Origin of the sequence: Psychrobacter sp. 4Dc, from assembly GCF_002836715.1 — a bacterium.
Taxonomy (GTDB): Bacteria; Pseudomonadota; Gammaproteobacteria; order Pseudomonadales; family Moraxellaceae; genus Psychrobacter.
Map to the genome: position 1 here is coordinate 1 of NZ_PJAT01000078.1, position 13,170 is coordinate 13,170.

Consider the following 13,170-nt stretch of genomic DNA (forward strand, 5'->3'; position numbering starts at 1 on the left):
ACCAGCTGAACTCATTGATGGCCTTATCAATTTAGGTGTTAAAGACCTTGTCATTATTAATAATAATGCTGGAAACGGTGATCATGGTCTTGCCAGATTATTAAAAACGGGCGCGGTACGTAAAATCATTTGCTCTTTTCCTCGTCAATCAGACTCATGGGTATTCGATGAGCTTTATCATGCAGGAAAAATTGATCTGGAATTAGTACCACAAGGTAATTTGGCTTGCCGTATTCAAGCGGCAGGCATGGGGCTTGGAGCCGTATATACACCAACAGGGTTCGGCACTCTACTCGCAGAAGGCAAAGAAACTCGTCATATCGATGGCAAAGACTATGTCTTGGAATATCCAATTAAAGCTGATTTCGCCTTAATAAAAGCAAACAAGGGTGATCGTTGGGGTAACTTAGTTTACCGAAAATCTGCACGTAACTTTGGTCCAATTATGGCAATGGCAGCTGACGTGACTATCGCTCAAGTCTCTCAAACAGTTGATCTTGGTGAGCTTGATCCTGAGCACGTTATTACACCAGGCATTTTTGTGCAGCATGTGGTGCAAGTCCAATCTGCCAGCACTAGTACTGAACTTTCTGATACTGCAGCGTAGCCACCGCTAAATACTGCCAATTATAAGGAGCGTCATCATGAGCCATACCTCTTACACCGTTTTGACCCGCGACCAAATAGCCGAACGAGCTGCACAAGACATTCCAGATGGAGCCTATGTCAATTTAGGCATCGGACTACCGACTAAAATCGCACAATATTTATCTAATGATAAAGACGTATTTTTGCATTCAGAAAACGGTTTATTAGCTTTTGGTCCATCACCTGCCAAAGGTGAAGAAGATCCCGAACTGATTAATGCTGGAAAGGAATACGTTACTATGCTCGATGGCGGTAGCTACTTTCATCATGGTGACTCTTTTGCCATGATGCGCGGTGGCCATATCGACATTTGCGTGTTGGGTGCGTTTCAAGTAGCTGCTAATGGTGATTTAGCCAATTGGAGTACTGGTGCAGAGGATGCGATACCCGCTGTTGGCGGTGCTATGGACTTAGCCGTCGGCGCTAAAAAAGTCTTTGTAATGACCAATCACATCACCAAAACTGGGGATCCTAAAATCGTCAGCGAACTTACCTACCCTGTGACTGGGAAAAATTGCGTAGATCGGATTTATACCGACCTATGCGTCATTGATGTCACTGATAAAGGACTGCTAGTCACTGAAATGGTCGATGATATGAGCTTTTTGGACTTGCAAGCATTGACTGGTGCAATGTTAATTGACGCTACTCAATAAAAAACCCTCTTACTAAAAGCCTAGAACAATTAAAACTCAGGATAATCGCCATGATTGATTCAATCACTAGTTTAAATAATGCTTATATTATCGATGCCATTCGTACCCCTTTTGGTCGTTACGGCGGCGGTCTAGCACCTGTACGTGCAGACGATTTAGGTGCTATCCCTATCAAGGCGCTAATCGAACGTAATACTAATGTCGATTGGGTAAAAGTAGATGACGTCATCTATGGCTGTGCTAACCAAAGCGGCGAAGACAACCGTAACGTCGGACGTATGTCGTCATTGCTAGCCGGCCTACCTTATCAAGTGCCTGCAACTACGGTTAATCGCTTGTGCGGCTCGTCGATGGATGCGTTAGCGATAGCTGCGCGTGCGATTAAAGCCGGTGAAGCTCATCTAATTATCGCAGGTGGTGTTGAGAGCATGAGCCGTGCGCCATTTGTGATGGGTAAGTCAGAAAAATCTTTTGGTCGCAGCCAAAATCTTGAAGATACCACCATGGGTTGGCGCTTTATCAATCCAAAACTTGATGAGCTATATGGCACAGAAACCATGCCTCAAACGGCTGAAAATGTTGCAGAGCAATTTAATGTCAATAGAGCTGACCAAGATGCATTTGCATTACGTAGCCAACAACGTACTAAAGCGGCGCAAGAGTCAGGATTCTTCAAAGATGAGATTACCCCTGTCGTCATCTCACAACGTAAAGGCGAGCCTGTCACCATCGATACTGATGAGCATCCTCGTGCTGATACTACACTTGAAAAGTTGACCAAATTACGCCCTATCGTCACCGCAGATGGCACAGTAACCGCTGGAAATGCTTCTGGAATCAATGATGGCGCAGCAGCCTTCTTAGTAGCGTCAGAGCAAGCGGTTAAAGAATTCAATTTGAAGCCACGTGCACGTATCGTGGCCTCAACTACGGTAGGCGTTGAGCCACGTATTATGGGCTTTGCCCCAGCACCAGCGATGAAAAAGCTACTAGCGCAAACTGGTCTGTCACTTGATGATATGGATGTCGTTGAATTAAACGAGGCCTTTGCATCGCAATCATTAGCCTGTACTCGTGATTTGGGTCTGCCTGACGATAGCGCACGTGTCAATCCAAATGGCGGTGCGATTGCCCTTGGTCATCCACTTGGCGCATCAGGTGCACGTTTGGTTTTAACTGCTCTCAACCAGCTTGAAAAAACGAGTAAGCGTTATGCAATTTGCTCAATGTGTATAGGTGTTGGACAAGGCATCGCAATGATTATTGAACGTGTTGAGAGCTGATTAATCGTTCAAAATAAAATAAACACCCAGCTTAATAAATCAAAAAGAAAACCTTAATCACCCGACAGTTAAAACAAGGACGTTCATCATGCCTGTATTTGAAAATAAAGGTGTCACGCTAAACTATGCCACCTTTGGCGATAGCAGCAACCCTGCCCTAATATTCTCCAACTCTTTAGGTACTAGCTATCATATGTGGCAACCACAAATCGATACCTTACAAGCCGATTACTTTATCATCTGCTATGACACTCGTGGCCATGGTAAATCATCAGCACCCAGAGGTCCTTATAATTTAAACCAGCTTGGGCAAGATGTGATTGATTTGTTAGATCACCTGCATCTTGATAAGGCATTTTTTTGTGGTATTTCTATGGGCGGTATGACTGGTCAATGGCTAGCTATCAATCATCCCGATCGCTTCCACCACTTGATGTTATGTAATACTGCAGCGAAAATTGGTAACGAAACAGCATGGACGGAGCGTGCAAGGTTGGTACGTGAGAAAGGTCTAGCGCCTATCGCAGCTACAGCTGCTCCGCGTTGGTTTACAGCAGATTTTATCGATTATTACCCAGATGTAGTCGCGGCATTGTCTAGCGCTCTTACGGCTGGCAGTGCAGAGGGCTACGCAAGCTGCTGCGAGGCGTTATCTATCGCTGATACTCGCAAGCAGTTAAAAGATATTCGTGTACCAATTACAGTGTTGGCAGGCGTTGAAGACCCGGTGACGACCGTTGCTGATGGCCAATATATGGTCGATCATACACCTAACGCTACGCTCGCCACTATTGATGCCTCGCATATCTCAAATATTGAACAACCTGAAAAATTTACTAAGTATATAAGCCAGTATTTAAAGTAATACATATTGAACTATCTCGACAATAGACCTTTTGCAAAAGTCATAGGCTAAGCTCGAAATTTAATACACCTGCGAACAGCTTTATTCTTAAGTCATAACGTTGATGACAATTACGGTAGCGTACAGCCAGGATTTTACACAGTTTGATTAGACCTATTTTATACTCAACTAGAATGCGCAACTCTGATAGATAATGATTGGCCTGTTTGCAGAGTTCTAATAACTCACTACCCTTTAGTTTCTTAAAAGGGATAAATACTAGCTTATGTAGCTTGGCTATGCCCTGGTAACCACTGTCTACTAGATAGCTGGTATTCTTAGGTAGCCAATAAGGGCAGGTTTGTTTATAAAGACTAAAGTCATGTACACAGCCCCTACAGGTTTGCACATCAAGTATCAGTCCTGTTTGCCAATATACTATGATCTGAGCTTTTAAGGTGTGTTGTTCCTTTTTTCTACTATAGTACTGTTTTTGGTTTTTTTGGACGTTCAATGTGGCCTTCGGTTGCATCAATGATAACCGCTGACCAATTGATATCCTCAGGCTTACCATATGGCCCATATCTTATTGAACCAACTCAACCTACGATAGCGCGGGCAAATGCATTAATGATAAAGGAAGGGTAAGCTCAGATATTAATTACTTTAGTATAAGTGAAGCATGCAACCCACCGCTGTTTAGAGTAGTGGGCGATAGAATATAAACGCTTGAATCCTTTAAAATGCTTTAGTTAACGAAGCTCTTATCACTTCTCCCTCAAAGGTTTCTTTATTTGAATACTCTTTATATAAAGCTATATCTCCACCTAGTAAGTTAGGCGGTGAAAAGTATCCTATAGATAAACCTAAAGCGTTTCTTTCCTCATCACTATTACCAGTCTCAAAAGTATTATAACCCACGAGTCCAATATCGAGTAATCCATAACTTTTACTCAGACCCCACTCAGTGATTAGCTCATCGTTAAGATTATTACCGTTAGGCATCTCATAACGGCTTAATGCGCTGAAATTAATATCACCTTGTTTAGTAAGTTTGACATTACCGCCGAGTGTGAGCATGACCGAATCATAACCTTTACCAGGACTGGAAAGTCGACTTTTATCAAAATCACCCGTATCAGCCCAATATCCTATTCCTGCCACTGCATCCCATCTACTATCATGCCAGCCTAATACACTTCCTACATATAAATCACCTAGGCCTGTGCGCCTATCAATATCTTGACCACCAATTTTGAGGTCTGTATTGACTAAAGGTATAATACCTTCCAATATTAAATCGCCACCCAGTATTTTTTGTTGGGTTACCCAGACAACTCTATTCGCTAGTGCAGCAACATTGACTTCGCTATCAGATGGTAAAGATTCGTTTTTATCAGCACTATAGTTGATCACATAGCCTTTGTAATAAATCCCAGGTGGCGGTGCCACGCTTCCTTTAATTCCTTCAACACCTGGAACGTAATGAGAGTCAGAAGCGTGAACAGCTAATGGTAAGGAAATAGCCATAGCCGTTAAAATGATTTTACCTTGAGTGGCTTTCATAGAACATCCTTGTTAATATTTATATAAAATGGCAACTTCAAAATTTCATTTAAAACGCCTAGGGGCGGTACTTCATTGTGCATAGAGCCTGACAATATTATTAGCTTGTAAGTGTTTTATACCTTTAACTAATATATAGGAGAGGTTATTAACAAATCTTTTAGCAAAAAATAATATATGCTTTTTTTTAAATATATATTATGAACGGACTTGTCTAAGACCTAATTTATTGATCTTTCATACTTCTTAGGTATACTAAAATTGTTTTTAATATTTTATATAGCTGACAAGAATAAGTCAGATTTGAGATTCACAATATTGATATAGGTCTTCAATAACTGAGAATTCGTTATATCAATAGGAAGAGAAATATTGACGTTATTGCTGCTGTCGGCACTATACTAATTCTATATTTAGTAAACTAAGATCAACCCTTGATAACACGCCCTAGTAGCGTTCAAAAAGATATTAGGAGTTTTGCTTTCCAAGACTTATGTGATACTTTTCTTTGAACTAGAGCTGTAATAGTCAGGGCAGCTGATATCAGTTTTTCTTCAGTATTTTGATTTAACTGCCCCTTCCCCTCTAATCTGTTAGTATGCTTTCTGATACACCTTCAGAGATTTTAATAATGGGTTTTAACGTGATACCTTTATGACTGTCTATCGCTGCTTGGTTAATGTCTTTAAAATCGTAGAACTTAACTAACTTATCAAAAGGAAACTTACCTTGCTGATATAGTGTGACTAATTCAGGAATAAACTTCTTCGGCGAGCTACTTCCTTCGACAACCCCGATAATGGTTTTGCCTCCTAGTAGCAAGTCGTTGACATCAAATTCGGCATTTGTTCCTAACTGAGGTGCGCCAACCACGGCTATTTTACCTAAGATACCAAGTGCATCCACACCCATTTTTAAAATTTCAGGGCGTCCTGTCGATTCCAAAGCAAAATTAGCACCACCGCCTGTAATCTCTTTGATTGTAGCTACAGGGTCTTGTGTTTTGCTGTTAATGATATGGGTCGCTCCCAATTGTTTAGCAAGCTCTAAACGGGACTCAACAATATCAACTGCAATAATAATGGATGCTCCACATAATTTTGCCGCAAGTAGAGCACTCAAACCAACTGCACCGGCACCCCATGTTACAAAGCTACTCGCTGGTGTTACTTTCAAAGCATTTATGCACGCGCCAGCTCCTGTTTGGATGCCACAACCCAAAGGTCCTAATAATTCGAGCGCAACATCTTTACTGACTTTAACTGTATTATTCTCACGACTTAGAGAATAAGTTGCAAAAGAGGATTGAGCAAAAAAGTGATCATGAACAGATTGGCCGTCATGTGTGCAAATTGCATTGTTGCCTTCTAAATCTGCCCCACTGAAATTTCTTCCAAAAAACTCTGAACAATAAGCAGGGTTTCCAGTATTACATTGTGCACATTTCCCACAATAACCATAGGTAAGAACCACATGATCTCCAACTTGTAAGTCAGTGACATTTGGCCCTACTGCCTCAATAATTCCTGACCCTTCATGCCCGAGTACGGCTGGAAGTGGTACTGGATAATATTGATCACGTACAATTAAATCGGTATGACACATTCCCGTTGCAACCACTTTTACCAATACCTCATCACCCTGAGGTAAGCGTATTTTTAATGGTTGTAACTCGAAATCAGCACCTTTACAGGCAGTTATCGCTGCTGTGATATCTTTCATATCATTCATAATGTTATTTCCTATAATTAGTAATTAAGTTTGATTAAAAAGGATAATGCGGTGCTTGTGCTTGAACCGTCATCCATTGCCATTGCGTAAATTCATCTGCATTTGCAGGACCACCAATGCGTGTTCCATTTCCTGAAGTCCCGAATCCACCAAATGGATTCACGGTGTCATCATTGACGGTTTGATCATTGATGTGCAGTAAACCAACATCTAATTGTTGTCCAATATGCATCCCTCGGCCAACGTTTGAGGTAATAATGCCTGCAGATAATCCATAGTTTCCGTTGTTAGCTAACTCAACAGCCTGATCATCACTGCTAAAAGGAATTAGAACAGCAACTGGACCAAAAATTTCTTGACTAAAAATAGGGTTATCAACAGTGATGTCTGAGAGCACAGTCGGCTCAAAGAACACTCCATTGGCTTGGCCACCAATCTCAAGCTTAGCACCGTGCTTAATCGCATTATCAACTAAACTTTCTACTCTTTGAGCTTGCTTAGTATCGATAAGAGGACCAATCGTCACGTTACTTTCACAAGGGTTACCAACTACGAATTTTTCGACTTTTTCGATAACTCTTTGTTTGACTTTGTCATAAATACTTTCATGAATCAGTATTTTTCCTGAGGTCATACAAATTTGTCCCGAATGTAAAAATGCACCCCATGCAATATTTTCTGCCGCTAACTCGATGTCAGCATCATCTAAGATTATTAGTGAGTTTTTACCACCGAGCTCCAATGAAACTTTTTTTAATGTTTTAGCTGCATTTGCTCCAACGATACGACCAACATCTGTTGATCCTGTGAACTGAATGCTAGAAATATTTTTATCTAAAGTTAGCGCCTCACCAACTTCTGATCCACCTGGTAGTACATGTAAAAGACCTTCAGGCAAACCAGCCAACTCAAAGAGACGTGCAATGACATAGCCACTGCATACAGCTGTTCTTTCATCAGGTTTAAGGACGACAGCATTACCAAGCGCTAATGCGGGTGCGACGGCACGTAGTGCTAAATACAAAGGAAAGTTAAATGGTGAAATAACACCCACTACACCCAAAGGTATACGCCTAGCAATACTCAACTTATTCGTCTGAGTAGGTAATAAGTTTCCTTGATCGGCCGCCGGTAACCCAATACAGCTCTTAAGTACTTGAAGCGTAATGCTAACTTCAAAACCTGCTTTGAGTGGTAAAGAACCGCTTTCTTTTACTAACCACTCAATCACTTCTGCTTGGTTTTCAGTTAACAGTAAAGCCGCTTTTTCAAATACAGCTTGGCGCTCTTGATAACTCAAAGCCCACCATTTTTTCTGTGCAGCTTTCGCTTCTTGAGCTGCAATCACAACGTTCTTAGTAGATGCATAGCCAATTTCACCCAGTGGCTGACCTGTTGCCACTTCAATAACAGGATAGCTAGATTCAGTTGGTTTCCACGTACCATTAAAAAGCTTTCGATTCCACACGTCCTTCTTTAATATTGACATAATTATTCCTTAAAAGTTATTTAGGTCCTTCATTGATATTTTGATTACATTACTATTGAGCCTATTTCGATATTTGTGTCCAAAACTAATTGAGTACTCAATTATATTTTTGAATGAAACACGGTTCTATGCTAGAAGACTTTTAAGTAATCTTTAAGCTGATGCAGGGACATCTAAAGTAATAGGTTTAGTTTCAGCTTGTTTGCTATCTACCGCAGCGTTGAGGTTTACCAGGAAAATAGCAATGGCTGCGATAACACCTGGTATGGCAATAAATAGAAAGTTAGTCTGATGGTTTAATTCAAGTGTGAGCAGAGCACCCGTTAGAATAGGTCCTACAATAGCACCGATACGGCCAATACCAGATGCCCAACCCATTGCAGTAGTACGGACGATAGTAGGATAATATTGAGCAACAAAAGTGTAGAGTAGGATTTGTGAGCCAATAGTCGTTGCGCCTGCTACACCGATAAGCGTGTACAGCACTATTTGGGGGCTGTTGTAGCCAAGTAGTATTAATGATATTGCTCCTGCAGCAAACATCACAGTCAATACTGGTTTGAGATGGAATTTGTCAGCCAGCACACCGCCACCAATTGCACCGATCATACCACCGATATTTAGTGCGAATAAAAACAACATACTAGCACCAAGTGAGTACCCTGCTTGAGTCATAAGCTTCGGTAACCAGCTTGCTAATGCATAGACCATGAGTAAGCACATAAAAAATGCTACCCAAAACATAATAGTAGTAAAGCCACGATTTTTTAAAAATAAGGCTTTAATAGGAGCATCGTCACTCTTGGTAGGCTCATCTAACAAAAGAACAGTAGACGCAGTAATACTTTCTTGTGGTACAAGTTTTTGAACGATATTTTTAGCGTCTTTTTCTCGCCCTTCTTTAACTAAGTACATCAAGGATTCAGGTAACATTTTCCAGATAATAGGTAATAGCAGAGTGGGTATCCCTGCAATATAAAACATCACTTCCCAACCATAATCTACGACTAGAAACGATCCTAATAGTGCTGAGGCCATCCCACCTATTGCATAACCACTAAACATAACTGCAACAAGCGTACTGCGTATGCGTTTTGGAGCATACTCAGAAGTTAATGCAACACAGATTGGCATAACGCCACCAATACCAAGGCCGGCAATGAAGCGTAATATAGCGAATTGGATAGGATTTTCAGCAAATGCACCAAAAAATGTGAAACTACTAAATAAACCGACGCAAATTAAAATCGTCTTTTTGCGTCCAATTTTGTCAGATAGAGTACCAAAAATCATGGCGCCAAACATCATACCAAACAAAGCAGAGCTAGCAAGAAGGCCGGCTTGTACAGTGGTTAGCGCCCACTCTTCCATGAGTAATGGTAGAGCGACACCATAAATAATGAGATCATAGCCATCAAAAATGATAATCAATAAACACCAGAACAGAACCTTCCAGTGAAAGGGGGAAAACTTAGCTTCATCAATAATTTTATTGATGTTTAATGTCTGTGAATCCATTCTTACGTCTCCTTGGATAATCTCCCTGTAAGTAGCTACTAAGTTATTGCTTTATGGAGACCAAGTCAAAAACCATGTAAGTATTTATATATACCTATAAGGTATATATAAATACTTACATCAATTCAAGATAAAAGACGAACATTAGTCAATCATTCTAAAGTCAAGTCTCTATGAAATCGATACAGCCTATATCATGAAAAAGTTTAGTTAGATTATTTTCCATCCATCCTTGGCGTAGAAACTGTGCTTGTGCTCATTTCTTTTCAATGGGATTTAAATCAGGGCTTCTGAGTGAAATTAAACGTATCTGGCAGGATAGCAAATGCCGTTATGGTGTGCGTAAAGTTTGGCAGCAGATGAAAGCGGATGGTATAAAGATTGCTCGATGTACTGTAGAGCGATTAATGAAGCAGCATGGACTTCAAGGCGTTTGGCGTAGTAAAAGTAAGCTTACTACCAACAGCCGTAATGACCAAAAAAGGGCTGATAACTTAATTAATCTTAACTTTACAGCTCATCGTGCTAATCAGCTATGGGTTGCAGATTTTAATTACATTAAGACAGTGAGCGGCTGGGTTTATACCGCTTTTATTATGATGTGTTTGCCCGTCATATTGTCGGCTGGACAGCATCTAATCGTATGAATACCGATATGATGATGGCAGCGTTAAATCAAGTGATAACGGATAGAAACAACCCCAAAGATGTAATTCATCATAGCGGTGGATGCGTTCAGTACTTATCTATTCGCTACACTTCTAGTATTACTGACTCTGGTGTTATTGCCTCTGTGGGCACGACTGGTGACTCATACGGTAATGCGGTGACTGAAACGGTCAACGGGCTTTATAAATCTTAGGTGATTAAATATTTGAAGCAGCACTGGTCTGGTGTTAATGATGTTGAATTAGCCACGCTTGAATGGGTAGATTGGTTTAACAAACCACGGCCGTATAGCACGATTGGTTATGTGTCACCTTTTGAGTTTGAAAAGCGGTATTATGATAGTTTAATCCTGTCAGGTATTGCTGCCTGACTCAAGTAAATCAACCTCCGATAAATTCGAGGCAGTTCAATTTATATAATAGCTTTAATATAAACCACATAAAAAAGAAAGCTAGCTAGCAGCTGGCTTTCTTAATACTTTGAACTAAATACTTATCCCTTACTGTTAATTATTAATAAACAGTAAGGGATAAGGGATAAGCACTTAAACTTTTAAAGAGTATCAATACCATTACTTTTGATACTATTTTGATACTCTGAATTTATTGATAGATATATCTACTTATTGACAGGTATGTTTAAATCACACTCTAAACCCCTATATCAATTGACTTACAGCCGTAAATTACAGCTACTTATCGCTATCTGTTGTGTATTGTTGTTGTAAAAACAAGGACTCATAATCCTTTGGTCGTAGGTTCAAGTCCTACTGGGCCCACCACATATTGAATCAGGCTTGTTCGCAGCGATGTGGCAAGCCTTTTTTTATGGGATTTTACGTAATTTCCGAATGCCTTGGTATATGGCGAACTATATAGAATACTGGTATATTTGTTGGTATAGATTATACCAACACGGAGATATACCAACATGCCATTAACTCATACGATTATCAACAAACTAACCCCAAGTGAAAAATGCACCCCTAGCCGCCCTGACAAGCATAGTGATGGTGATGGCCTTCAGCTATGGGTAAGACATACAGGAAACAAAGTCTGGGTCAGCGCTTATCGCTGGCAAGGTAGACAGCAGTCACTCACCTTAGGTAAATATCCTGTAATCACACTGCAGCAGGCACGCCAGCGTAATTTAGAAATAAAGCAGCTTATTAACGAAGGTATTAACCCAAAAGATAAGAAAAAGGAACAACGCGCTGAGCAAGACGGTTCGAGGCTTTTTGATACTATTGCCCAGGCTTGGTATGCAGACCGCAAGACCTTTTTGGCATCTAGTACGTTTAGTCGTAACTATTCAGCCTACATACGCGACGTTAAACCAGTTATCGGCCATAAGCTTATCGACGATATTACATCACCTGATATTTTAACGATTGGTAAAAATGTCGAGCAACGCGGGGCTAATGAGATGGCACGGCGAATAATGGCAGAAGTAGGACAAGTATTTAAGCACGCTATTCGTACTGGTATGGCAACGTCAAATCCTGCAGCAGATTTATCAGCGGCCATTAAACCGCATAAGACTAAAAATCACAGTCGCATTACTTCAAAAGAGTTGCCTCAGCTTTTAAGCGACATTGATAATTACACAGGTCACATCACTGTTAAATTGGGTCTATGGTTTCTATGCTATACCTTCGTGCGCACTAATGAGCTCAGGTTCATGGAATGGTCAGAGATCGACTGGAATGATAAAACTTGGCGCATACCTGCAAACAAAATGAAAATGGATAGACCTCACGTTGTGCCTCTTGCACCACAGGTTATGAGGATATTAGAGCGAATCAAAGAACTAAATTTTTCAGAGCAGTATGTGTTCTATAACCCCTCTACCCGTAAGCCGTACAGTCAAAATGCTTTTATTAACGCTCTATATCAAATGGGCTATAAGTATAAAATGACAGGGCATGGTTTTCGTGGGCTGGCAAGCACTACCTTACACGAGCAAGGGTTTATGCATGAAGCTATTGAATTACAGCTAGCACATGAACAAGAGAATAAAATTAGTAAAGCGTACAATGGCGCTCAGCATTTAGAATACCGTAGAGATATGATGAATGAATGGGCGAGTTTTGTTGATAGTGCATGTAACAATAATACTAAGACGTAGCTGAAGTAGAGACTAATTATGAGCAATGAGATTAAAGAGTTCTATGACTTAGATGAATTGACAACATTATTGTCTAGAAACTTAAATATTGATATAGAAAATAAAAAGGAATTGAGTGAGGTTATCTTCAAATTAATCTCAAAGAACCACCTTACTCCATATTTAGAATATAGAGGATTAGTAGGTGACGTTGAGTCCTATATATCATACGCTTCGTATCAGATTATCGAAACTCTTCTATATACTCTAGAACCAACTAACCTTAATGGAAATGTAAGCGAGAGCTCCAATTTATATAATTATAATCCTACTCTAAACTCCATAAAAAATCTAGTTAGGACGTTTGAGCATGGTTATAGTACTAAACCATCACAAATAGAGTATAAAACCCACGCTATTTTTAGATTATCGCCCTTATCCATTATAAATACTGTAGATGGTATACAAGTAGAACTTGGTTTTGACAAACCAGTGGCTCATATAAAGAAATTTATTGATTATCCCATAAAGAATAATGAACATGAATTTTATGGCTATCAACTTTACCGCTCAAAACAGGTTGATACTCCAAAGTTAAAAATAAATGACACTTGTAAGCTAGTATTCTCTCGATTTGATATTGAGTATTTTATAAATTCA

The 13,170-nt window shown here is 40.1% G+C and carries 11 protein-coding genes and 1 pseudogene; 7 read left to right on the top strand and 5 right to left on the bottom strand.

The window, feature by feature from the left end:
* The 4 genes from CXF61_RS04710 to pcaD form a co-directional block, all read left to right on the top strand.
* The coding region (locus tag CXF61_RS04710; RefSeq protein WP_165597348.1) for a 3-oxoacid CoA-transferase subunit A at positions 1–607 on the top strand (607 nt) is incomplete at its 5' end.
* 37 nt (positions 608–644) lie between these two features.
* Positions 645–1,304, top strand: a complete 660-nt coding sequence (locus CXF61_RS04715; RefSeq protein ID WP_165597349.1) for a 3-oxoacid CoA-transferase subunit B — start codon at positions 645–647, stop codon at positions 1,302–1,304.
* Positions 1,305–1,354: 50 nt separating this feature from the next.
* Positions 1,355–2,587: a 3-oxoadipyl-CoA thiolase gene (gene pcaF / locus CXF61_RS04720; protein ID WP_165597350.1), complete on the top strand. Its 1,233-nt coding sequence runs from the start codon at positions 1,355–1,357 to the stop codon at positions 2,585–2,587.
* An 88-nt stretch (positions 2,588–2,675) separates the two neighbouring features.
* On the top strand, positions 2,676–3,452 hold the full coding sequence (gene pcaD, locus CXF61_RS04725; RefSeq protein WP_165597351.1) for a 3-oxoadipate enol-lactonase: 777 nt from the start codon (positions 2,676–2,678) through the stop codon (positions 3,450–3,452).
* Between the two features lie 40 nt (positions 3,453–3,492).
* Here pcaD and CXF61_RS14315 read toward each other — a convergent pair whose 3' ends face one another.
* From CXF61_RS14315 to CXF61_RS04750, 5 genes are all read right to left on the bottom strand, one after another.
* Complete coding sequence (locus CXF61_RS14315) at positions 3,493–4,014, bottom strand: transposase family protein (RefSeq protein WP_165597352.1); 522 nt, start codon at positions 4,012–4,014, stop codon at positions 3,493–3,495.
* Between the two features lie 155 nt (positions 4,015–4,169).
* Positions 4,170–4,997 (bottom strand): SphA family protein, encoded by an 828-nt coding sequence (locus CXF61_RS04735; protein ID WP_165597353.1) that lies wholly within the window; start codon positions 4,995–4,997, stop codon positions 4,170–4,172.
* Positions 4,998–5,582: 585 nt separating this feature from the next.
* Complete coding sequence (locus CXF61_RS04740) at positions 5,583–6,728, bottom strand: NAD(P)-dependent alcohol dehydrogenase (RefSeq protein WP_102077913.1); 1,146 nt, start codon at positions 6,726–6,728, stop codon at positions 5,583–5,585.
* A gap of 34 nt (positions 6,729–6,762) precedes the next feature.
* Positions 6,763–8,217 carry a benzaldehyde dehydrogenase gene (locus CXF61_RS04745; protein ID WP_102077912.1) on the bottom strand — a complete coding sequence of 485 codons (1,455 nt, stop codon included), beginning with the start codon at positions 8,215–8,217 and terminating at the stop codon, positions 6,763–6,765.
* Between the two features lie 153 nt (positions 8,218–8,370).
* Positions 8,371–9,735, bottom strand: coding sequence for an MFS transporter (locus CXF61_RS04750; protein WP_165597354.1), 1,365 nt, complete (start codon positions 9,733–9,735; stop codon positions 8,371–8,373).
* A 296-nt stretch (positions 9,736–10,031) separates the two neighbouring features.
* Between CXF61_RS04750 and CXF61_RS14140 the strand changes: the two are divergent.
* From CXF61_RS14140 to CXF61_RS04775, 3 genes and pseudogenes are all read left to right on the top strand, one after another.
* A pseudogene (locus tag CXF61_RS14140) lies at positions 10,032–10,774 on the top strand (IS3 family transposase); the annotation flags it as partial.
* 560 nt (positions 10,775–11,334) lie between these two features.
* Complete coding sequence (locus CXF61_RS04770) at positions 11,335–12,531, top strand: tyrosine-type recombinase/integrase (RefSeq protein WP_165597355.1); 1,197 nt, start codon at positions 11,335–11,337, stop codon at positions 12,529–12,531.
* 18 nt (positions 12,532–12,549) lie between these two features.
* Positions 12,550–13,170, top strand: a 621-nt coding sequence (locus tag CXF61_RS04775; RefSeq protein WP_165597356.1) for a hypothetical protein, incomplete at its 3' end; no start/stop codon positions are given.